This is a genomic window from Anaerocolumna sp. AGMB13020, from assembly GCF_033100115.1.
In the GTDB taxonomy this organism is placed as follows: domain Bacteria; phylum Bacillota; class Clostridia; order Lachnospirales; family Lachnospiraceae; genus Anaerocolumna.
In genome coordinates this window covers 5,283,795-5,307,706 of record NZ_CP136910.1, presented here as the reverse complement: position 1 = coordinate 5,307,706, position 23,912 = coordinate 5,283,795, and the positions used below count along the sequence as shown (strand labels likewise).

Below are 23,912 nucleotides of genomic sequence, written 5' to 3'. Positions count from 1 at the left end.
CCTTTTTTGTTTATCCATTTATTAGAATAGAAGCTTTCGCTTCATTATTCTCCTGTAATTCCCGTACGGTCGATACTCTCTACAAAATACTTTTGCAGGAAGACGTACATCAGTAACAGCGGCAGAATGCTTAACATGGTGCCTGCCATTTTTATGGATTCGTTGATATTCCCCAATTGCTGCTGACTACCCTGATTATATTGTTCATAGATACTCTCAAAGTTCTTAAGCTCTACTACAAGAGAGGTCCAGGCATTGGCACTGCTGGTTCCCTTTCCGGATATAAACAGCGTTGTCAAATAGGATTCATTCCAGTACCATACTATGGAAAATAAAAATACTACAAGTATAGCCGGTGCTGCTGACGGCAGGGAAATTCTGAAAAAAGACCTGAAATAACCGGCACCGTCGATATGTGCAGCTTCTATTAATGCCTGAGGCACTTGTTTAAAGAACTGATAAAAAATCAGGATAAAAATCTGTGCTTTGATTCCCTGCCCCAGTAAGGCCGGAAGATTAAAAGCATGGAGCGTTCCAATCAATTTAAGATTGGTAAACAGTACATAGGTAGGCATCATGGTAACCTGTGCCGGCAATATAAAGGAAAATATCAGGATTGCCAGCATGATTTTCTTTCCTCTGAATTCAAACCTTGCAAAACCGTAACCTATCACCGCACAGGTGGCAACCTGCAGCAGTGTGGGCAATCCGGCAAGAATTAAACTGTCCTTAAGGGAATTCCAAAAATTCATAACCTTAAAGGCATTCTTATAATTCCCCATATAAAACTGTGAAGGAATCCATTTAATCGAAGCATCCAGCAAATCATCCAGGGACATCAGGCTGGTGCTGATCATGTATAGCAAAGGATAAAGATATACAAAACCAATACCGATTAACAGGATATATTTAATCAGCATGGGCAGAAAACCCTGTCTGTCCTTGGAACCCATCATATACTTTTTCAGCTTATCCTTATTAAGTTTGGGAGCCACAAAATTAACTTTATCATTCAGTTTGGTCTTATTCGTTTTCAATTGCTTCCCTCCCTTTTTAAGCCTTTACTGCGTCTTGCCTGTCTGTTCCTTAACTGACGTCTTTCCTTCTCAATCTTTTGAATACGTTTCTTTTCCTTTTTTACTTCTGTTATGTAATTATCTTTTTTATTCCTTAATAATAGTGCAATGAAAATTACCAGAAGGCAAACCACCAGGGAATATACCCAGGCTTTAGCAGATGCAAAGCCATAACCTCTGTTTATCGCAAACATATCATTATAAATAGAGGTAATAATTACATTCTGTTCGTTATTGGACAGAAAGATAACGGTATATACTGCATTGAGCAGAATCATCGGTTTGATTGTCGGCAGGGTTATCTTCCAGAAGCATTCCCAGCCGGAGCCACCGTCAATCTTAGCCGCTTCATAAAGTGTACTGTCAATCTTTTGAATGGCCGCCAGGAATATGAGTATTTGCACCCCGGAATACCAAAGCACCATAATCATGTTGTTAAACAGCCCAACTATGGGTTCTACCAGTAAATTTGGCAGCAGGTCTCCCAATATGGAGGTAATAGCAGATACATTCATGGCCGGGATGCTGGCAGCTCCCTGATCCGCCAGCTGTGCCATAACCGGTCCGCTTACTACGATAACTGGAAGGAAATAAATCGTTCGAAAGAGTCCCTTACCTTTCATCTTTCCATTTAACAGCATTGCTATAATCAAGGAGAACACTACAATAACCGGTACGGATAACAGGGTATCCAGCAGATATCCTGTAAGATCTTCCAGGAATAGCGGGTCCAAACGAAAGATATCTGTATAATTTTGAAATTTAATAAAGTGAAAAACTCTTCCCTTTGGAGTAATTTTTACATTTTGCAGACTGTAATAAAAGGACTGTATCAAAGGAACAATCAGAAAGACCAATGCTCCTATCATCCAGGGTGCTACAAATACATACCCCATGAGGGACTCTCTTCTTTTTAATTTGCTTTTTCTGTTCTTCTTCATTACGGCTCACCTACCTTAAAAGACATAGGATCTATTTCATAGCCATCTGCCTGGATTGCGGCGGTTGTACTATAATTTACATATACCCTTATCCCGTTGTCATAGGTAACAACTGTCAGACCATTGGCATACTGTTTGTGATCCGTTATCATAGCTCCCTCGGTCTTTTCATGGACTTCTTTCAGCTCTTTATAATAGGATAGGATATATTCCTTGTATACACTGTACTTAGAGCTGTATAAGTCGGAGGAATTGGTATACTGTAACCCTGCCGGATCTTCATAGGTTATGTAAAAGGACGGATTGATTCCCATCTCTGCGAGCTTCAAGAAAAATTCCTGCTTATTTGCCTCGAAGTTGATGTATTCCGAATACATAGGCAGCACGCCCTTAAATACAATAGACAGGAAAGGAACCTCTTCATCGGTAAAGATATAATTAGAGGAGGCTGCCGGCATCTCATTGATACCGTCCGAATATTTCCACAGGAACTCGAAAGGTTTTTCCAGTACCAGGCTAAAGTCCGTATCCAGTTCCTTTACTGCGGCCTCATAACTGCCGGCTGTATTCACTCTGGAATATACCGTTCCTTTATTTGAATAAGTAAACAGGATGTTACTGATACCGCTTAACATAAGATTCTTAATCTCACTCTTCTTATAGGAAGCAGCGGATGTTTTAAGAGTCTCTGCTGTACGGGAAGGGGTTAGATAACGAAAACTGCTAAATACATCCTTATAGGTATTTTCCTGGTATACCCTCTTGGTAATCTGTTTCATAATGTTAAAGTTGGCATTTCGCAGGGTGGGGTTAATCCTGAGTGCATCCTGTGCCAGATAGATATCGATGCCCTGCTCTTTGGACTCCTTAATCAGCTTCGTCAGCTCTTTCGTTCCGCCGATATCGCCGTCTGCTTTATAGGAAGTAATCGGTACTGCATTGATTCCGCCTTTCTGCCAGCCTTTATAGACAGTAAAGATATCAGTAACACCCTCCGCTCTTAAATCCTGATACATGGAACGTATATTATCAACCGTCGTCATCGTGACATTCCGTTTGAAGATCAGCCAGTTCTCTTTGTCGATTCCCAGGAAATCCAGCCTTATCTTAAAATCATCTTCTTTTTTAACAAGCTCGCCGGCATTCAGCAGATATTCTCTGTAGCTTAAAGCCAGACCGGTATAATCAGCTTTCTCACCGGATACAAAACGGTAATGGATTCGTATGTCAAATTCATTTCGTTTTGCCTGTCTTGTAACCACAGAGCCCTCTTTGTTACCGGTAGGCTGTGTATATATCTGCCTCAGCACGAATTTAGAACAAATCCAGTTATAATCCGTGTAAGCACCATTTGGATAGGCTTCTATCTTGGCACTGTAGTCACCGCTTTCGATAATTCCCAGATACCCCATCTCAGAATCCGTATGTACCATACCAAATACCGGTGCCATGATTTTTTCTGCTTCATTTACGCTTTGATATTCGCCCCAAAGCAGGGATAAGGTATAGGCTTCATCAAGCCCTGCATTCATACCATAAACATACTGGGAGAAGTTAGAGGAAAATCTGCCTTCATTATCCTCCAGATAAATTAATGCTCCGTTTCCGTCAGGGATGAACATATAACCCTTTCGTTCCCCTAAATAGGTATTACCTAAGAAAGGGTAAACATAAATTTCACCGATTTTATACTCCTCCGAGGTTTCTTCAATGGAATCAGAGGGAATTTCTGCCGTATAACCATCCTCTGTAAGAGTTACTTCCAATTGGAATTTAATACCATACTCTTTTAAGGATACTTTAGCAAGAAAACCGTCCTCCTTGAGTGTGACCTCTTTCTCGGCCTTTCGTATATCCACGGTAGTAGGAACAATATTTATTCCTTTTAACACCTGAAGTACTACACCGGATTTCATAAAGGACTGCCAGGAGGCATTACTTTTACCGTCATCCTCTTCCACAATGGATTCCATAACAGCACCGGTATTTTTATCGCGGATAATAATTGACAATGCTTCTTCTTTGAAATACATCTGATACTTCTTATTTTCTGCTATCAGCTGATGGCCCTTTAAGGTATTGCCGGGATTACTCACAATCACCTCATCTGTTAACTGTTCTGATTCCGAATAATCCGATTTGACCTTGCTGTTATCAGAAAGTTTAAGTGTCTCACTGGCAGTATAGGAGGTACTATGCAAAACGCTGTCTGAACTGCCTGATACTGCTTTTATCTGCTTTGAAAGCAAGGCACTGACAGAGCAGACTGCAAGCAGTGCACAAGCAGCTAAGACAACCGCCTGCTTTTTGTTCTTTCTTATTTTTCTATTCAAGCCGATACACCACCTCTCCGTAAATTGCCTGTGCGAAATCTTTTACCTGAGACACTAATACATACAGGATAAATAACAATAAAGCTGCAATCAGTGCACAGAAAAAGGTAAGAAGAATAACCTTAACGGTCTCTTTTACTGTGTAATTATTAATCTCCTTTACCGCCAGGAACAGCAGTATGACCACCCAGGTATACATGCAGAAGTTCGAAAACCTCACAAGGAATACCTCATTGTAAGTAATAATATTACTGATAACGATAACCAGTGGTTTTATTATCATGTAAGGACCGAGTGCATATACAAATGCCGTGTACAACTGTTTGAAGGTGCCTTCGCCGTCATTTATGGTACTGATCAGATAGGTACAGGCTGTCATAAGAAGAAAAATTCCAAGCAGATACAGCACATCGGTAAATATATCATATCTGCCGTCCATCACCGTTTTGAGTATAAAACCGGTAGCATATTTATTCACCAGATAGACCACCATAAACACTGCCAGCAGAATATTTGCACTGGCATAGGAAGCTTTTGCTTCTCTTCTTACGCCGTAACAGCCGTCTATTGGATGCTTCATAAAATACATCGTATAGTTTAATCTGCTAATAAGAGGCTTATGAAACAGCTTATCCTTAAGGGTAATTACGGAGGAAAAGGTCTTTCGCTTCTTTTGCAGGTACTTAACTCCCTTCCTCAGAAAAAAGAGTCCAAGCAGTATTCCAACACCGGGAATCAGATTTTTATTCAGCCATACATTTCTAACTTCCCAAAATGCATCGGAATATCCCTGAAAGTCCTTTGCCATTCTGAAATATTTCAAAGCCAGCGTATAGTTTTCTTCCTGCAGGTAAGCCTGCCCCATTGCCATGTTCGCATAATCGAACAGGCTGTTCATATCCAGGATGCGGTTAAGCGGCTCCTTGCTTTTGGTATATTCACCATTCTGGTACAGATACAGTGCTTCATGGACAAGGTCCGTAAATTCCGTGGTCTCAAATACCTGAATCTCGTTTTTCTCCTGATCCAGTACGTAGAGACGATTATTTTTATCTACTCCGATAGCAGCAGCTTTTTGAAATAGTCCGATTCGAAGGCGTCCCGAATCCTTTCCTCCGAAAATAAACAGGGTACTGCCGTTCTTGTTATATTCGTACACATAACCGTCTTCTGACAGCATATAGATATTTTCATAATTTCCGACTGTTACTGCCGTAGGCAAGAGATCATAGCTATCCGGTTCCAGCAGATTCTTACCGGCTACATTCAGTTTCTTTAATGAATACGTACCAACTCCCTGGGTTGTGGTATATACCATACCCTTTTTATCAATCATCAAATTGTTTGGAGTTGGAGGCAGATTCTTCGGCAGCTTGGCTAACTGTTCATCGGTAAGCACGATTCTGCGAAAAATATCCAGTAAACTGGTGGATGTCATATTGGTACCAAAGTACCCTAAGAAGGTTCCCCCTTCTGTGGGGCTTATCTGCACGATACCGTTGGTATTACCTTCGCAGATGATATACATGATACCCTTGGAATCCACTGCAATCTTCTGCGGTTTAAAGGCCATCTCTTCACCATAGAGCGGATGCTCCGGTTTCGTATACTCTTTGACAACTTCACCGGCATTGTTAAAAATAATAACTTTCCCCGCTTCCTTGTCAGCCACATATAACGTCTTATCGGCTGTAACAAAGATACCCGTAGGATTTTTCAAAGTACCTTCTCCGTATACCCGAAGGAAATTACCCTCCAGGTCGGATACCAGCACTCTTTTGCCTTCTGTATCGGCTATGTATATCTCATCCCCCAGGATTTTCATGTCCATTGCGCCTTTAAAGGACAGGTCTCCGATTTTTGTGATGGATGAAAAGGGCACATAAGCAGTCTGGGTTTCCACGATTCTGCCGTAGCCGTCCTGGGTAAAGGTCTTATAAGGTGTTTCTGCAAACACCGTTATCCCGGTCAGCAACATGCAAGTAATCAGGCACAGGGAAAGAAGTAATAATCTTTGTTTCAGACCTCTTTGCAGCAATTTATTACACATAATACAATCTCCTCCACTTCTTATCCTCTCTATTTAATACCCGAATGTGCCATTGTGTTCATTACGTTACGCTGCAGTATGATAAACAGAATAAGATTCGGAATAAACATAATCAGTGAGGCTGCTGCTGCCATACCCTGACCTGCAATGGTATTACTGCTCGTGGCACTGGTCAAGGTACTCATATAAAAGGCCAGAGTCCGCAGTCCGTCATTACTGATATAGTAAGTTGAACTCTGGAGATCTCCCCATACCTGCTGGAAAGCCAAAAGAGCTCCTGTAGCAATCGCAGGCCTGATCAGGGGAAGAATAATTTTTCTATATACCCTGAAATCACTGGCTCCATCGATATAGGCAGCTTCAATTAACGCATCCGGAACCTGGTCAATAAACTGTTTGATTAGGAACAGACATACCGGCATGGAGATCAGCGGCAGGATATGTGCCAGATAGGTATTCGTAATACCGAGTGTATTAATGGTTAGGTATCTTGGAATCATTACTGCAATGGGTACGAACATCAGTGCAGCATTGTTAAGTTCCATAATTGCAAATTTCCCCTTAAAGCGGAGTTTTGATAAGGCAAAACCCGCCATGGTGGATAGAACCACTGACCCCAGCACTACAAGCACGGTAACCAAAACAGTATTAAATACATATCTGCTTAAGGGTATACCCGATGTCCTGGCTGTACGAAACAGATTCTCAAAATTATCAAGACTGGGTCTTGATACAAAAAATCTGGGAGGGTAAGCAAATAATTCATCCATGGGTTTGAAGGCGTGACAAAAAATAAATATAATAGGAAATAACATAAACAGAGCAAGGGGTAAAACCATAAGTATGATCTTGATCTGTCCTCTTTCAAATTTCTTCGGATTTATCCTACTGCCTTTGTATCTGGCCATTCTTTACTCCTCCTCTCTATTCTGACTGAAATAACCGTTTGGAAACTGTGGAGAATAGATAAACGATTCCTAACAGCACTACGGATACAGCCGCAGCATATCCCATTTCATAACGGATGAAGCCATAATCCTCGATGTGGTTTACAATGAGCTGTCCTGCATATCCAGGCGTTGGATTGGCTCCTGCCAGCTGCACTCCGATTGCACCGTTTTGAAAAGCTCCTACAATAGTCATAACCGCTGCAAAGAGCATCTGAGGTTTCATGGTAGGAATTGTTATATATATCATTTCCTGAAAACGATTCTTAACTCCGTCAATTGCAGCTGCTTCATACAAGCTTTCGTCTGAATTTAAGATACCTGCCAGAATGGCCAGGAAACCAACTCCCATACTGCTCCATAAACCGATAAGGATAATTATCGGCAGCAGGAAACGGACATCCGTCAGCCAGCGAATAGGTTCTGTAAGTATACCGGCATTGATCAGCCAGGCATTAATGTAACCTGTCTGATCCCCGCTGAATAATATTTTCCAAAGAGAGGTCATGGCAACACCGGCGGTTATAGAAGGAGAATATAAAATCAATGCCAGTATGGTTCTTGGTGCCGGTGAAAGCTGTGCCAATGCCCAGGCCAGTAAAAAGGACAGAGCATATCCTCCTGGACCCACGATCAAGGCATAGGTCACCGTATTAGGCAGTACATATTGCATAAAGATCTCATCTTTGGTCAAAAGGGTTATGTAATTCATGAAACCGACGAAATTCGGTTTTTCCAGTGTATTAAAATTGGTAAAGGATAATCCAATGGCGATGGCGATGGGAACGACGATAAATATTATAAACAGTATCAGGTATGGTCCTAAAAATACATAGGCCTGCTTGTTACCATATTCTTTTCTGGCAATTTTACTTCTTTTTTTCATCTCTATACCATTAATGCCTTTCTTTTATTCTTGTGTCCTGCTTTCCTGTCCTGACAATATCTGTCTGACAGTCTCGATATCCGGCACTTCATATTCCTTAAGAACTGTGCCGTCCTCTGACAGGTACCCGAATTCCATCAGCTTTCGCTCTGTTTCCCGGTCAATTCTTTTTACGGAAGAATCAATGGTAGTTCTCAGGTCTTTACCGTCTATTACTACTTTGTTATAGGAGTTGCTCAGTTCTCGCTCAACCATATATGTTCCCAGGATTCTTGGAGCTTCCAACATCCATTCTGTCTGCTCCAGGATGACCTTCTTATCCTCTGATTTCCAGGGGAGCTCGGTAAAGGCTTCCGTATTAGCAGTATTCCAGATATATTCATCACCATAGGTAACCTGCAGGGTCTGACCGAATTCTACCTGGGTCTCTTTATCTGTCCACCATTTCAGATATTTCCAGGCCATTTCTTCCCGCTCTTTCGTACTGTTAAAGATTACACAGCTCTCAGCACCACCGGAAGCATAACGTTTGACTTCTCCGCTCTCATCCTCCACACCTGGTACCAAAGCAATATCCCAGGAATTTGCTATTTCCGGTGCGGCATTGGTAAGAAGATTATACATGTTATACTCAGCAATTCCGATTGGCATATCTCCGTTCCTGAAATGCTGATAGAAGCTCGGAACATCAGCCGGCAGATTATAGATCGTAAATAACTCTGTCAGTTCCGTTAGCCCTTTCATGGCCTTGTCGCTGTTGACCATGGTATCCCCGGCAGTCTTACCGTAAAGTGAGGCACCGTATTGAAATAATAGCGGTGTAGTTCCATGAAAGGTCTTTAATGATGACATACCGGCAGTGGGATAATAGAAGTTTAAGCCCCTCATCTGAAGTTCCGGCAGCATTTCCTTTACCTCCTGAATGGTATTTGGCACCTCCAGGCCTAATTTATTCATAATATCTGTTCTATAATATAAAACCCAGAAATTTATGGTCTCCGGCACTGCATAAATACCATCTCCTATAACAGAAGGAATCAAAAGGCCTTCCGTACTTCTGGATAACACTTCCCTGTAATCCTCATATTCCGTCAAATCCTTTATGGCACCTCTGATACCAAGTTCAAAAGGTATGGAATAATTAATGGATGCAGCAACATCAGGTGCTTCTCCGGAAGCATTGGCAAGCACCAGCTTATTCTGATCCGGCATGATGGAGACGTCCACTTTGATCCCGGTCTCTGGTGTAAACTCTTCATCGATCATCTTTTGCAGAATTTCCACATGCTGTCTGGAGCGGTTTACCCATACCTGCAGATGTTCTTTATCCACACTTGCCGAGGAATAAGCCTGATTGGTAAAGGAGGAGAAAAATCTTGAAACATTTAAATAAATGCTTTTAAAGAAACCTGCTCCCTTCGGAAGTTTTGCATCTTTTTGATAAATATAAATCTTATCAAGACTTAAGGCATTACGATTCACTGTATCGATAAGGTTCGCCAGATACTGTGTAACGGAGTTGGTACTCTGTGCCAATTCGTTGATTCTGTATGGAATGTTGTTTGGCTCCTTGGCAAGACTTCGTAAACCGCTGGAAGCAACGCTTAAAGGTGAAAAAGCAGCGATTTTCTTAACCCCAGGATTATATTTTTTTACACCATCCTGTAATGTTTCTAACTGCTCTGCCCACTTTATCAGTCTGTCCTGTACATCAGGTATGTATTTTACTAAATTGAGATCTCTGTATTTATCTTTGTTCTTACCCGCTACTTTTGTAATTTCAAGGGCAAGATCGTTAATCTCACTCATAATACGGTCAACAGTTTCCAATACAATTCTTGTATTATCGCCGCTTATGGTCAGGGTCAGGGTATGGGTTCCTGCTTCCAGATAAACAGAAGCATTGTCCTTGTTCTCATCCTTTACCGTCATATTCTTATAGCTTCTGGTGTAAGCAAAGGGATAGGCCCTGAACACTGTTTCCGGAAGTTTTCCGTCAATGAGGATGTCAGCAAACACAGGAAAGTCCGCTTTATCCGATTGTTTATAGGCAAAGCCGATATTATACCAGCCCGCCTGTTCTGTATTGAATTCATAGGTTACCGACTGTCCTGCCTCTTTAAAGGAAGCACCGTCTAAAATGTTCAGAACCTTATTGGAAGTCTTATAAGGAGTCAGGGCTGTGTCGAATTCAGAACTGGGTCGGATGGAAGAATCGTTACGGTAAGCAGTATCTTCTGCTTCTACGATAATCAGGTTATTTCCCTTTGCCGGTTCCCTTTGAACCTCCTCCATAACCTGGGGTTCTGTTTCCAGATAGATATTTCCAAGAAGGATGCTTCCTTCCGATACAGTCAGATCCAATTTATTTTCACCTTTTTTAAGTTCTACTGCCAAAGGTGTGGAATAACGGTAACTGGCATCCATTATGTATTTATTTTCCCAACGGACTAATTTATCCGGGACAGAAACAAGCTCATTCCCATACCGGTCATAGCTGATCTCGCCTTTGTCCACCCAGGTATTTTCAAATACCAGACGGCTTGCTTCGTAAAAAGGAACTTCTCCATTCACGGAAAGCGTCATCTGAACAGGCAATATGGAATCCGAATCATTCAGATAATCAAAGCTGATACAGTAAACTGCATCCTCCGGCGCATTAATTAGAAAAGAACCGGTTTCGCCAATCTTTAGATTAAGTACCTTATTTTTGTATTGATAATTATCCGTCACCAGACTGCCACCAGAGCCTTCTACATAGGCATCTTCCGTGGAAAATTCTTGTTTTTCTCCCGTGTATGCGCTATAGGTGTAGTTTTTACTGACAACCGTATAATTTCTTCCAATCATATCATTGGTGTATTCTGCATTTGCGGAAGTACCTGCTGTCTCCTGACTGTTTTCCTTTTCTGCAAAGCCGGTTATACTGCCGGACATGACGGCAGTCATAACTGTCAAAGCAATAAAACGGCTTAACTTCTTGCGCCTCATTCCTAGTCCCTCCATACATTATTGTTTTTGCTAATGGAAACATGACACCTGAATATTCTTCTAAATTATTTTAGTTTTTACTACGTTTCATTTTTGTTCTAAAATATTTTAGATTTATATAAACTTGTTTTTAATTATATATACATAATTCCTATATGTCAATATTTAAATTATATTTTTTGTGCACATTTTACAACTTGCTTGTTATTATTTATTTTATTCTATATGATTACATATATTCTGCCATTGTTTTACTTTTTACTTTACTATTGATTTATTTTAGTTTTTACTTTATAATATTTTAATACTTGATAAAAGGGAGGCATCATGCATGCTGCATATTAAAACACTGGATGAAGGTCTGGATGTGTTTAAAGCTCTCGGTTCCGAAGTCAGGATTTCTATCATAAAGCTTTTAATTAAAAATAAAGGTATGAATATGAACGAACTGGCCGCCGGCTTAAATATCACCAATGGTGCTTTGACCAGCCATATTAAGAAATTGGAGGACTGCGGAATTGTCTCGATTGTCAGTGAATCAGCAGGCCACGGTAATCAAAAGAAATGTATGGTCCACCTGGACAAGATTTTAGTAGAATTGGAAAGTGAAGAAAATAAGAAAAACATCTACGAAACCGAAATAAAGATCGGCCATTATTCCGGTTATCAGGTATTTCCCACCTGCGGGCTGGCTACTTCTGCCCAGCTCATCGGCGAAGTGGATGATGCCAGATACTTTGCACATCCAAGCCGTGTAGACAGCGATATCTTATGGTTTACACGAGGTTTTGTAGAATATGTGATACCAAATTTCATACCGATTTCACAAAAAATAGACCAAATTACCATTTCAGCAGAATTAAGCTCCGAAGCCCCTGGTATTAATGATGCCTGGCCTTCCGATATACATTTTTACCTGAACGAAATATGCCTTGGCACCTGGACCAGTCCCGGAGATTTCGGTGATGTGAAGGGAATCTTTACCCCTGACTGGTGGTATCCCAACTGGAATCAGTACGGCTTATTAAAACTGATCGTTATCAATGAGAACGGAACCTTCATTGATGGCCTGCAGATTTCTGAGGTATGTCTAAAGGATCTGAACTTAAATTACGGCAGTAATATCAAATTCAAGCTGGCTATTCCAGATGACGCACAACATGTAGGCGGATTGACGATTTTTGGACGAAACTTCGGCAATTATAACCAGGATATAAAGGTCAGGATACACTACAGCCCTCTGGATGACAGCAGCCAGTCTGTTGCTTCCCACAAGGCAGCTCTACAGAGCCTGCAGGCTTAAGACAAATACAAAAGAATCAATTTACATATAAAACAAAGAATCCGGTTTATCAGACTCTGGCAAAGACGCGCTGTCACATTAGTGAAAGCGCGTCTTTTGTATCCCACCCTCCTGAGCTTAATATACCAAGTCTCAGTCACTCTTTAATGAATAAGTGGCACTGCGAATCATATCCCCGCGCCACTCTGTCTTTATTCAATCACTTCCAATCCACTGCCCCATATTGCTATGCCCTTCTCAGATAGGGCTGTAAATACCATAACATTCTTTTTCCCCGGTTCATCCCACTGGAGGCTTACTACACCGTTATATACTTCGTTTTCTATCTCAAGCTCAAGAGTTCTTCCATCCTCCTTCAGCTTCCAGCTGCCAGCAGCCGCTCCGATGATCTTATGGTCACTTGTTAACTCAATTAGTTCCGAGACAGTAACCTCTGCACTTATAGTATTACCGTGGTTAATATACTTATAGATTCCTGCCACTTCATCTTCTTGATAAGACCCGATTGTCTCACCCACATAGCGGTAAGGAAGAACTACAGGCCAACCCTCTTCATTCATGTACATCTGATGAACTCTTACTTCATGCCCTTCCCCTTTTGCTTCAAATCTGGTATGAAATAGCAGGAAATACTTCCCGCTTTCCTCCTCATAATAAGTGGAATTATGTCCCGGAGATACATATCCCGTTCTAATTTTATTTTCTTCTCCTTCCACCCAGGCAAATCGGAAATTTCCCATCAGCTTCGTACCATATTTATAAATGGAAGCATCATTGAAAAATGTACCGTCAGCACCTTTACAATGTATCATATCATTACCTGCTGCATCATAGTAAGGTCCATCCGGGTTTTCAGATCTAGCCACGCGTATATTGTAACCGCCATCGGAATCCAGACCTCCAAAACTTAAGAACATATAATAATATTCCGTTTCCGGACTGTATTGCACGAAAGCCCCTTCAATCCTTACATGATTACCGCCAAGTATCTTCTTTCCATAACCTTTTTCCAGGGGAAAACCCGTTTGAGGATCCAGCTCCAGAACAAATATGCCGCCGGAGTAGGATCCGTACATCATAAAGAGCCTGCCCTCTGTATCATAATATACACAGGGATCAACAACATTGGGTTGTTTTGTGGCATCATAGATATCTCCCGCTTCACTTAACACCTCTGCTCCCATACCCGATTTTAATATAATGCCCAAATCCTTATAAGGTCCTTCCACCTTGTCAGACACCGCAATTCCAAGGCTTGCTAAGGGTGAACTGCCCTCACAGGTGCAGTAATACATATAATATCTGCCGTCAGCCAACTGTATTACATCCGGCGCCCAAAAGGTCTCTGTCTTCGCCCACTTGAAAGCTTCCTCCATTTCCTTTTTCGCATCCGGTATAATGGGATTGTTTGCTGTTACACCGGATCCGATTAAGGTCCAGTTTATAAGATCCTCCGATTTAGCTCCTGCCAAATGAGAGCCAAATATGTAATAAACACCATTACTTTTAAGAACAGAGGGGTCATGAACGGATACATTTTGAAAATCATAGGTAACAGGCTTATCTGCAGTTAGCTTTATATCCTCAGGTATCAATATCTTATATGTATCAGCTCCCTCCTCCGTTTTTTTAACGAAATCCCCATCCCTTTTAGTAGTTTCCTTCATCCCGGTACTTTTTTTGTTGCTTTCATTTGTCATATCCGCTTCCTCCCCCTTACTCTCCTCTGTTGCTGCAGCATCACTCTGTTTCTCAACAGTTTTTCCTTCATTATTCTCTGTTGAACAACCAGCTGCGAAACCCATGCACATTATAACCATTGCTGTTATCAGCTTTTTCTTCACTACACCTGCTCCTTTTATTCATTTGACTGTATATATCTTATTGTTGACTTAAAAATAAACTATTTTATTTATAACTAAACAACTTTATGATATCTGTATTTCTGCGAAATGTCAATCCTTTTAATACTCTTTCAGTTTACTATTAGAATTATGGCAGTTCTGCTGTATGAAAATAAGTTATAATAACATTTAGGAACTCCCTATAGGATAACTTGATTTATTTTAGATTTTACAATATAATTTACTTAATCATTGCGGATAACGTGAGTTTTTATTGTTTACGAATCGGATCCAGTATATGTAAGTACTTGTAGTCTTTTCTATGTTTGCAAGGCTGCTTCCTGTCTCACAGGCATAGAAAAGGTTATAGGCAGATAACCAAAGGAGGATAATAAACTATATGCTGCACATTAAAACCCTGGATGAAGGCCTGGATGTTTTTAAAGCACTTGGTTCCGATGTGAGAATCACCATAATTAAATTGTTACTGAAAAACAAGGGTATGAATATGAATGAGCTGGCTTCCAGCTTAAACATTACCAACGGTGCACTGACGAGCCATATTAAAAAGCTGGAGGATTGCGGAATTGTCTCCATTGTCAATGAATCAGCTGGTCACGGCAATCAAAAGAAATGTATGGTTTATCTGGATAAGATACTGATTGAATTCGAGACGGAAGAATACAGAAAGAACATCTATGAAACTGAGATACGTGTAGGTCATTATACTGATTTTCAGATATATCCCACCTGCGGACTTGCAACTGCCTCTCAGCTTATTGGTGAAGTAGACGATCCCAGATACTTTGCTCATCCCGGCAGAGTGGATTCAGATATTTTATGGTTTACAAAGGGTTATGTAGAATATGTGATTCCCAATTTTGTTCCTGCGTACCAGAAAATCGATCAGATATCCATCTCTGCCGAACTTAGTTCAGAGGCCCCTGGTATTAACAATGTCTGGCCTTCTGATATCTATTTTTCTTTAAACGGTACAACCATCGGTATGTGGACGAGTCCCGGAGATTTCGGGGATGTCAAAGGAATCTTCACACCAGACTGGTGGTATAACAACTGGAATCAATATGGAATGCTTAAGAATATTACAATAAATAATACCGGCACATATCTTGACGGTATCCAGATATCAAATATTTCTTTAAAGGAATTTAATTTTGACTATAAGAGTACAATTAAATTCCGCTTATCTGTTAAGGAAGACTCCGAGCATGTAGGTGGCTTAACCATATTTGGCAGAAACTTCGGCAATTATAATCAGAATATGAATGTACGAATCCATTTCAGCCCCCAAGAAGATAACCTTCCGTTAACTTCCAATTAGTAAACTCTATAACTGCTACTACAACAATAGAAAGGCTGCTGCAAATGAACACTTATCAAATGCATCAGCCTTTCGTAATTACCAGGTTAATCTATACCCTATAATGGCGTTATTCTAAGGATTTATTTTATTCTCCAGGGAAAATACCGGCATATTGCGATCATCCCATTTCACTTCCAGCAGCATGGCATGTCTTCCCGGATCCCTTAAACTGTCGCCAATTATCTCATCATATTGTCGGGCATGGAATACCATAATGTCTTTTGTACCATCTTCCGATTTCGTGAAGCTGTTATGTCCAGGCCCGAAAACTCCTTTTTCTCTATCAGAAGTAAGTACCGGTTGATTCAGTTTTCTCCAGGATATTGGGTCTAACAGGTCAGAGGCTGTATCTGCATAAAGCATTCCCACGCAATAACATTCTCCGGTAGCGCTGGATGAAAAGGTAAGGAAAATCCGGTTGTCGCGTTTCAACACCGCCGGACCTTCGTCTACCCAGTAGCCTACCCTTTCCCAACTGTAATCCGGGGTAGTTAAGAGCACTTGAACTGTCTTTAATTTCCAGGGTGTTTCTAATTCAGCGATATACAGGTTGGATATCATCTTACCAACACCTACTTTTTCTGCCCATACATAATAATTCCTGCCGTTATTTTCAAATACCGTTGCATCCAGGGAAAAAGACCGGAAGGAAAACTCATCCTCATCGGTACTCTGCATCGGGCCAAGCTCCTCCCAACTGCCGGTTGCCGGATCAGCTTCTTTACAGGTCAATACATAAGGTCTGATTCGCCAGATATCCTCTTTCTCACCGGCTGCAAAGTAGATGTACCAGTTCCCATCTATATAGTGAAGCTCCGGCGCCCATATATGGTAGCTCATAAGACCACTTTCATGTTTGTTCCATATAACCTGCTCCTCAGCAGCTGCAAGCCCTTTCAGTTCCTTGGCTTTACGAAGTATAATTTTATCATAGGCAGGTACAGATGCAGTGAAGTAATAATATCCATCACTATGCAGATATACATAGGGATCAGCCCTTTCGGTTATTAAGGGTTTGTTATAATAGGTTTCTTTAAAGTTATCTCTGTTCATAAATTCCTCTCATTCTGTTGCAAAATAACAATTCCAGTCTTTCTTCTGCATAACATTCGTATAATATTAAAATATTTTATAATTTTCTAAACATATTAAAATAATAGCTTATACCTATGTTACTTGTCAACTGGTTTTAATTATCTATAAACGACATCTTGCTTTCAGCCAGCATAAGAGCAATTGGACTTCTTCCAGTCTGTATTCAATGCCTAACAACTTTTTTTAACTTATCTTTTGATATGTAAAAATATAATACAAAAAAGCAACCCATAACTGCAATTCCAGCCAATACAAAATATGCGGTCCGTATATTAAATCTGGATGCTATATCCCCGGTAAGAACAGGAAACAGTGTCATTCCTATAGCATAAAATGCCTGAAAGAATCCCATAGCAGTTGATTTTTTTTCTTTTGGCACCTCTTTCATGGCTTCTGAGGTTGCAAAAGAAAAAAGAATTCCCGTGGACATACCAGGTAATATTTGAAGCAGGAAAATAACAGGGACAGAATTTACGCTTGGTACCAGAATACAGTACAATGCGATAAATACCAATACCAAAGGAATCCAAAACTTTGGTCCTCTCTTAACACAGAACCTCGAGGAAGCAAATCCCGAAAAACCGACAGCAGAAATCATATAGACAATGGACGCCAGCCCTACTTTTGCTCCTGTTGCTCCTAAATCTCTCAATATCTGAGAAGTAAACGACATGGTCGTTGACAATTGGATTCCTTGCTGAATCAGGGCAATAAAGGCAAACATCCAGATCCTTTTATTCAAACATATTTTTATCAATTTCCTCACAGCTATGGTTTCATGGTTTTCCTTTGGTTCTTTTATCAGCAGACCCAGACAAAATGCAAGTGCGCCTGCCGCAAAACTTAAAATACAGATCGTTTGCATACCCAGCCAGTCATAAAGTAGTGCACTGGTGACAAATCCCAAAAGAATGCCCAAATTATTAAAGAGGATGATACGGCTGGTTGCAGTCTGCTGCTGATTATCTACATAACAGTTGGTATAGAATACCATAAAAGATATCCACATAGAGGAAGCAAGCCCGGATAAAAGGTTCGCTGCCAGAAATCCCGCACCTCCAGGCCAAAAAATTCTTATAAGGGAAGCCATTCCTGCTGCCAATGCACCAGTCACAATAAACAGCTTATGCCGTCCTGCGGAATCTGCCATTAACCCGATAGGAAAACGAAGCAGTAATTGTGATATTCCATATGCCCCTATTACTACTCCCACAAAACTGCTTGTGACTCCATATGCCGTTAAATACATGGTCTGATATGGCATATAAACATATTGCGCAAACCAGAATAATGATACCATTGCCAGGAATATTATCTCCTGATATTTAGAAATTTTCTTCACCTTATAGCTCCCATCCGTCCACTTTATACGAATAATTATTTCAAGATAATGAAAGTTTATCATATAAACTCATGTTTGTCCGCAATCGCGGGCTATATTTCTGCCGTGCCTCCTTTTTTTTGATTGTACTCTCCCAGTACTCTGTGAATATGGATTGTCAGATATAATTCTTCGGTAGCCGTCAAAGCTGTTTGGAACCTTTCCTGAATATACTTTCCAACCTTCTTCACACAGGCATGTTCCTTTTTGCAATTGGATATTATTTGATGATACAAAAGGTCATTTGATTCCTCCGGCATCTGGCAGTCTGTAAGCAGCCTTTGGGCAAAAAGCCTCAAATGTGTTGTAAATCTGGAATAAGCAATACTTTCTTCATCCTAACAAAGTATGAAATTATATTTAACAATATCCAGAATATCCTTTAATGTCTGCGTTATAATACGATTGTTAGCATTATACGGATTATTGTGCTGTGCGTTGATAAAATGAAAAGCAATGTCAAAAACCCAGAGCCATAGTTCAGACTCCGGGCATACTATCTGCATATTATCATTTTTCTTCTGAACAACAAAATAGCAATTGATCTATTTAAAATGTAAGAACACATGAAAAATTTTCTCAAAGATCATCTATCTCTAATTATGCTTCTATAAAATGTCTGTGGGATTATTCATTAATGTAACCAGACGAAAGCCATGTCTGTGCCCATTCTCGTTAGAGGTATCTCCTTCCAGGTAATGTACATGTCTGTCGCCCATGGGTACAGCCCTATAAGTCTTTCCCTCAAAAGTGTGAAAATGTCCCTCCGCATTATCCGTATGAAAGGCAATTTCATGATAATGTTCACCATTCCCTGTAAACACAGCCTCTCCGGTAACAAAAGAAAATTTGTGATAGTGCTTATCTTCTGCCATCTTCACATATCCCTGCACTTCATGCACATGATTCTTATATTGTGAGTCATTGCTATTCATTCTTAATTTTATATAATGCAAGCTCTTCAACTCCTTAAGACACCATCCTGTATGCTTTTGTGCCTAAGAGTATCATATGCTTATTGTATAAAAAGGGTGCTAACCTTAACGAAGCCTCTTGTCTTCAAATCTGGCATGGGTCTTCAGACAATAAATAAGATTGTTGATTCGTTCTTCCATATCGCCGTCTTCTACAATACAATCAATAGAGATTGCCATATGGTTTACAATCCTGTCTGTCAGGTTCTTACGGCAGCCAATCAGGACATTCAGCTTCTCCTCGTAGGTGTCAGCGTCAAGAAATGCAAGCAGGACAGGGCTGACAGCATCCTTCTCCTCCGGAACAAAAGCTGTTTCCTTAAGTCTGGTCTTAATCTCTTCCATGTCTTGTATTACATTGGGCTGAGTTGATGATTCATACGGAGTTGATGATTCGTACGGAATTGATGATTCATACGGAATTGATGGTTCATACGGAATCATTACTCTAAGAAAGCTGCTTAACTCTTTGGCATAAACCTTATAATCCCCCGATAAATCCTGATATACCGCAATCTCTTTCCCGTTATCCTGATTAGTTGCAATCAGAATAAACTGAAGGAGTTTCTTCTCTTTATCCAAAAATAATTGTCCGGCTGCGGGTCCCCTTTTGTCCTCCATCTATGACTCTCCTTTTATCTATCAGAACAATTTAAGTCCGTCTCTGGTAACAATACCGTAAATATACTTCACCGGCTCTACCTGCTGTGAACCTATAACATAAGCTCCAAGCAGCCTTTGTCTTGCTGCCTCAACCTTCGCAGGAACATTGCCATAAAGCACTGCAAGAGTATCTCCTTTATTGATCTTATCACCGATTTTTTTAACAATCTCAATTCCAACTGCTAAATCAATTTCGCTATCCTTTGTTTCTCTTCCACCGCCTAAAACAAGGGAAGTCATTCCGATCTCATCTGTTATAATAGAGGTAACATAACCCTCTGTAAGAGCCTTAACTTCTTCTATGATAGTTGCTTTAGGGAATTTATCCGTATCATATACAGAACTGTCATCCCCACCCTGTGCACGTACAAATTCCGCAAATTTATCCAAGGCTGTACGGTCTGTTATCGTAGCTTCCAAGGCTTTTCTTGCCTCTTCTACCGTTGCAGCTTTCCCGGCACCATAAACCATATAGCTTCCAAGGGTTAAGCTTACTTCCAGAAGATCCTTTGGCCCTTTTCCATTTAAGGTATCAATGGCTTCTTTTACTTCAATGGAATTACCCACTGCATTTCCAAGGGGCTCATTCATATCTGTAATTACGGCGAACGTCTCTCTTCCAACACCGTTACCAATTTCCACCATAGCCTGGGCTAATGCAATGGATTCATCCAAAGTCTTCATAAATGCGCCACTGCCTGTCTTTACATCCAGTACAATTACATCTGCACCGGAGGCAATTTTTTTACTCATGATACTGCTGGCTATTAATGAAATATTGTCCACTGTGGCTGTTACATCTCTTAAAGCATAAATTTTCTTATCCGCCGGAGCAAGATTCGCTGTCTGTCCTACAATTGCCATCTTCATGCGGTTGACATTGGCGATAAACTGTTCCGTTGGAATAGCCGTTGAAAATCCTTCAAAGCTCTCCAGCTTGTCAATGGTACCGCCTGTATGCCCCAGCCCTCTGCCTGACATCTTGGCAACCGGAATCCCCAGTGATGCCACCATAGGAGAGAGCACCATGGAAGTCTTATCTCCCACTCCACCGGTACTGTGTTTATCCACCTTAACCCCTTCAATTTCTGAAAGGTCCAACATATCTCCACTGGCTGCCATAGCCATGGTCAAAGCTATGGTCTCTTCCTTGTTCATGCCTTTTAAGCATACTGCCATTAAAAAGGCTGACATCTGATAATCGGGAATTGTACCTTTTGTAAAGCCATCTACGATAAAAGTAATCTCATCTTCGGTCAAAGCCTGTCCATTTTTCTTTTTTGTAATAAGGTCATACATGTTCATTATAATTTCCTCCATCGGGTTCCATCTATTTATTTGAGTTTCTTTTTTTCCAATCATCAGGATGTGTATGATAACTGTATTTCCTTCGCATACACACCTTAAAGGGTTCCTTATTATTATATTCTTTTAAGTGGTATTATTCAACTTAAACCTTAAAAATACACCTGTCAGACCCCAAAAATACACACATCAGACCTAGGAGGATATAATATGAAAAGCATATTTGATGCTTTTCATTTAGGACTTTGCATATTTATAAATTTTGTTGACTTGGCTTTCAAAAAAAGATACAATGCTCTATAATAAGTTTTGACTACTATACGCAAAGGAGCATTATTATGAGTTTCGATTACCGAAAAGAAGTTATATCTCCTGCCGAACTACTGAGTACTTATTCTCTGACAGAACAGGAACGACTTGCTAAAGCAGAAAGAGACCAAGAGATCAAAGACGTTTTCATGGAGAAATCCGATAAATTTATAGTAATTATAGGACCTTGCTCTGCTGATAATGAAGATTCTGTCTGCGATTACATTAACAGACTTGCCAAAGTACAGGAGAAGGTTAAGGATAAGTTAATTCTGATACCAAGAATCTATACCAATAAACCCCGTACTACCGGAGAGGGCTACAAGGGCATCGCCCATCAGCCGGATCCCGAAAAGAAACCTGACTTGCAGGAAGGTCTTATAGCCATGAGAAAAATTCACTTAAGGGCAATCAAAGAGACCGGCCTTACCGCTGCTGATGAAATGCTTTATCCAGAGAACTGGCCTTATGTGGAGGATATCCTCTCTTATGTGGCCGTAGGCGCACGTTCCGTAGAAAACCAGCAGCACCGCCTCACCATCAGTGGCATCGACTGCCCTGCCGGCATGAAGAATCCCACCAGCGGAGATTTATCTGTCATGCTGAATTCCTGTGTAGCCGCACAAGCTTCTCATACCTTCCTCTACCGTGCCTATGAGGTAAAAACCACAGGCAATCCTCTGGCGCACTGTATATTAAGAGGTGCTGTCAACAAACACGGACAGGCTATTACCAATTATCACTATGAAGATTTGATACATCTGCTCGAAATGTATAATGAAAGAGAGCTCACTTATCCCGCTGCCATCATAGACGCGAACCATGCCAATTCCAATAAGCTGTATTTTGAGCAGCCCCGTATTGTCAAGGAAATCCTGCACAGCAGATCCGTGAATCCGGATATCTCCAAACTGGTAAAAGGTGTTATGATCGAAAGCTATATCGAGCCTGGTAATCAGAAGGTATCAGAACACACCTACGGAAAATCCATAACCGACGCCTGCTTAGGATGGGCTGAATCCGAAAAGCTGATTTATGCAATAGCTGATCACATTTAACGAATTCTGGACTAAACTTAGTCCGCTTTCCTAACAGTCCCTTACTATTCTGTTATAAAATTGTATAATAATGCACAAGGCTACTGTTTTAACACATAAACAGGGAGATAATCAATAAATGTCTTCCTGCTAAGTTTAAAACAGCAGCCTTTGTTATATTTATATCCTACATATGCAGGAATCCCTGTTCCAATCAATTGATGGCATAACAGCAACTCCCCTGTAATCCATATCACGATTAACACTCTTAAGGTTAAAGCCTTGGTGAAAAAGCGCCTATAATTTCTCTCTTACAATTCCTGTATACTTCATTTTCTTGCATTGTTATATTTAATATGACCTTTCAATTTCGAATGCTAAGCCCTCGGATGTGTATCTGTATATACTTTCGTCAGCTTCCGGTCCCCGCTCTGTAAATAAAATTGCGTAGTGGAGATATCCGCATGGCCCAAAAATTCCTGAATGCTTCTTAAATCTGCTCCATTTTCAATCATATGTGCAGCAAATGAGTTTCTTAGAATCTGCGGTGTTATTTCCATGGTAATTCCGGCATTTTTTCCATAACTCTTCAGCAGCTTCCAAAATCCCTGACGGCTCATAGGCTCTCCAGAAAGGTTCGTAAAGAGAAAATCCGTACTTACACTTCCTACCAGATTCGGTCTGCCAAAGCTGAAATAATTCTCAAGAGCATGCTTGGCCATATTTCCAAAAGGAATAAGCCTTTCTTTTTTGGCACCGGCACATCTTAGAAATCTGTTCTTAAGGTTCAGATCCTCCAGTTTGATGGATATAAGTTCCGTTACCCTGATACCTGTAGCATATAGCAGTTCCAGCATGGCCTTATCTCTCATACCTTTTATGGTATTGATATTTGGCTGATCCAATAGTCCGCTCACTTCTTCCGTTGACAGGGAAGTATGAGGCTTCTTTTCAATTTTAGGAGACTTCATTCTCTCTGTGGGGTCATGCTTCATTTTACCATGCTTGATAAGATATAAGATAAATGCTTTGATAGAAGCAATATTCCTGGAAACCGTAGCCGGTGACAATCCCTCCTTTTCCAGAGTCAGAACGTAGGAATTTAAACTGGTTTCGCTGATTTTATCTTCTTCCGTAATGTTTTGCTTATACATGTAATTGATTAACTTGGTCAAATCATTTTTGTAAGAAAGACAGGTGTTTACACTTGCATTCTTAACCTCTGTCATATATGTAATAAATTCCTGCAGTGCAGCCTTCATACAGCAATTCTCCTTTAACGAAATAATATAACATATGTCCTGTTATTATCATTATAATTGCTAGTTTTGGGAATTGCAAATCAAATATTACAGTTCTTTGAGGTTATATTCATTCCTATACTCCCTAAAAG

18 protein-coding genes are annotated in these 23,912 nt (G+C 40.5%); 3 read left to right on the top strand and 15 right to left on the bottom strand.

What is annotated here, in order from left to right; genetic code table 11:
- Positions 1–44: 44 nt before the first annotated feature.
- From R2R35_RS22265 to R2R35_RS22235, 7 genes are read right to left on the bottom strand one after another with little or no spacing between them, the layout of a single operon-like run.
- Positions 45–1,037 carry a carbohydrate ABC transporter permease gene (locus R2R35_RS22265; protein WP_317732055.1) on the bottom strand — a complete coding sequence of 331 codons (993 nt, stop codon included), beginning with the start codon at positions 1,035–1,037 and terminating at the stop codon, positions 45–47.
- Positions 1,034–2,017: a carbohydrate ABC transporter permease gene (locus R2R35_RS22260; protein WP_317732054.1), complete on the bottom strand. Its 984-nt coding sequence runs from the start codon at positions 2,015–2,017 to the stop codon at positions 1,034–1,036. The genes R2R35_RS22265 and R2R35_RS22260 overlap by 4 nt, the downstream gene beginning before the upstream one ends.
- On the bottom strand, positions 2,017–4,350 hold the full coding sequence (locus R2R35_RS22255) for a DUF5696 domain-containing protein (RefSeq protein ID WP_317732053.1): 2,334 nt from the start codon (positions 4,348–4,350) through the stop codon (positions 2,017–2,019). The genes R2R35_RS22260 and R2R35_RS22255 overlap by 1 nt, the downstream gene beginning before the upstream one ends.
- Entirely contained in the window at positions 4,343–6,400 is a 2,058-nt protein-coding gene (locus R2R35_RS22250) for a YIP1 family protein (RefSeq protein ID WP_317732052.1), read from the bottom strand. The genes R2R35_RS22255 and R2R35_RS22250 overlap by 8 nt, the downstream gene beginning before the upstream one ends.
- A 29-nt stretch (positions 6,401–6,429) precedes the next feature.
- Complete coding sequence (locus R2R35_RS22245) at positions 6,430–7,308, bottom strand: carbohydrate ABC transporter permease (protein ID WP_317732051.1); 879 nt, start codon at positions 7,306–7,308, stop codon at positions 6,430–6,432.
- A gap of 16 nt (positions 7,309–7,324) precedes the next feature.
- Positions 7,325–8,233, bottom strand: coding sequence for a carbohydrate ABC transporter permease (locus tag R2R35_RS22240; RefSeq protein ID WP_317732050.1), 909 nt, complete (start codon positions 8,231–8,233; stop codon positions 7,325–7,327).
- A 24-nt stretch (positions 8,234–8,257) separates the two neighbouring features.
- Positions 8,258–11,224, bottom strand: coding sequence for an extracellular solute-binding protein (locus R2R35_RS22235; protein ID WP_317732049.1), 2,967 nt, complete (start codon positions 11,222–11,224; stop codon positions 8,258–8,260).
- Positions 11,225–11,555: 331 nt separating this feature from the next.
- Between R2R35_RS22235 and R2R35_RS22230 the strand changes: the two genes are divergently transcribed.
- A complete protein-coding gene (locus tag R2R35_RS22230) occupies positions 11,556–12,527 on the top strand; it encodes an ArsR/SmtB family transcription factor (RefSeq protein WP_317732048.1) in 972 nt (323 codons plus the stop codon).
- Between the two features lie 191 nt (positions 12,528–12,718).
- Here R2R35_RS22230 and R2R35_RS22225 read toward each other — a convergent pair whose 3' ends face one another.
- The gene (locus R2R35_RS22225; RefSeq protein ID WP_317732047.1) at positions 12,719–14,371 is read right to left on the bottom strand and encodes a glycoside hydrolase family 43 protein; all 1,653 of its coding nucleotides are present in this window, start codon (positions 14,369–14,371) and stop codon (positions 12,719–12,721) included.
- A gap of 400 nt (positions 14,372–14,771) precedes the next feature.
- Between R2R35_RS22225 and R2R35_RS22220 the strand changes: the two genes are divergently transcribed.
- Positions 14,772–15,713, top strand: a complete 942-nt coding sequence (locus R2R35_RS22220; protein ID WP_317732046.1) for an ArsR/SmtB family transcription factor — start codon at positions 14,772–14,774, stop codon at positions 15,711–15,713.
- Between the two features lie 114 nt (positions 15,714–15,827).
- Here the strand turns inward: R2R35_RS22220 and R2R35_RS22215 are convergent, their stop codons facing one another.
- The 6 genes from R2R35_RS22215 to R2R35_RS22190 all read right to left on the bottom strand — a co-directional run bounded on the left by R2R35_RS22215 (position 15,828) and on the right by R2R35_RS22190 (position 21,173).
- On the bottom strand, positions 15,828–16,808 hold the full coding sequence (locus tag R2R35_RS22215; RefSeq protein WP_317732045.1) for a family 43 glycosylhydrolase: 981 nt from the start codon (positions 16,806–16,808) through the stop codon (positions 15,828–15,830).
- A gap of 205 nt (positions 16,809–17,013) precedes the next feature.
- Positions 17,014–18,192 carry an MFS transporter gene (locus R2R35_RS22210; protein WP_317732044.1) on the bottom strand — a complete coding sequence of 393 codons (1,179 nt, stop codon included), beginning with the start codon at positions 18,190–18,192 and terminating at the stop codon, positions 17,014–17,016.
- Positions 18,193–18,284: 92 nt separating this feature from the next.
- Positions 18,285–18,530 (bottom strand): PRD domain-containing protein, encoded by a 246-nt coding sequence (locus R2R35_RS22205; protein WP_442872259.1) that lies wholly within the window; start codon positions 18,528–18,530, stop codon positions 18,285–18,287.
- Positions 18,531–18,839: 309 nt separating this feature from the next.
- Entirely contained in the window at positions 18,840–19,187 is a 348-nt protein-coding gene (locus R2R35_RS22200; protein WP_317732042.1) for a YmaF family protein, read from the bottom strand.
- An 84-nt stretch (positions 19,188–19,271) separates the two neighbouring features.
- Positions 19,272–19,826, bottom strand: coding sequence for a hypothetical protein (locus R2R35_RS22195; RefSeq protein ID WP_317732041.1), 555 nt, complete (start codon positions 19,824–19,826; stop codon positions 19,272–19,274).
- Positions 19,827–19,847: 21 nt separating this feature from the next.
- Positions 19,848–21,173: a pyrimidine-nucleoside phosphorylase gene (locus R2R35_RS22190; RefSeq protein ID WP_317732040.1), complete on the bottom strand. Its 1,326-nt coding sequence runs from the start codon at positions 21,171–21,173 to the stop codon at positions 19,848–19,850.
- A 338-nt stretch (positions 21,174–21,511) separates the two neighbouring features.
- Here R2R35_RS22190 and R2R35_RS22185 point away from each other — a divergent pair, with 338 nt between their 5' ends.
- Entirely contained in the window at positions 21,512–22,540 is a 1,029-nt protein-coding gene (locus R2R35_RS22185) for a 3-deoxy-7-phosphoheptulonate synthase (protein ID WP_317732039.1), read from the top strand.
- Between the two features lie 356 nt (positions 22,541–22,896).
- Here R2R35_RS22185 and R2R35_RS22180 read toward each other — a convergent pair whose 3' ends face one another.
- Positions 22,897–23,781: a tyrosine recombinase gene (locus tag R2R35_RS22180; RefSeq protein ID WP_317732038.1), complete on the bottom strand. Its 885-nt coding sequence runs from the start codon at positions 23,779–23,781 to the stop codon at positions 22,897–22,899.
- Between the last annotated feature and the right edge of the window lie 131 nt (positions 23,782–23,912).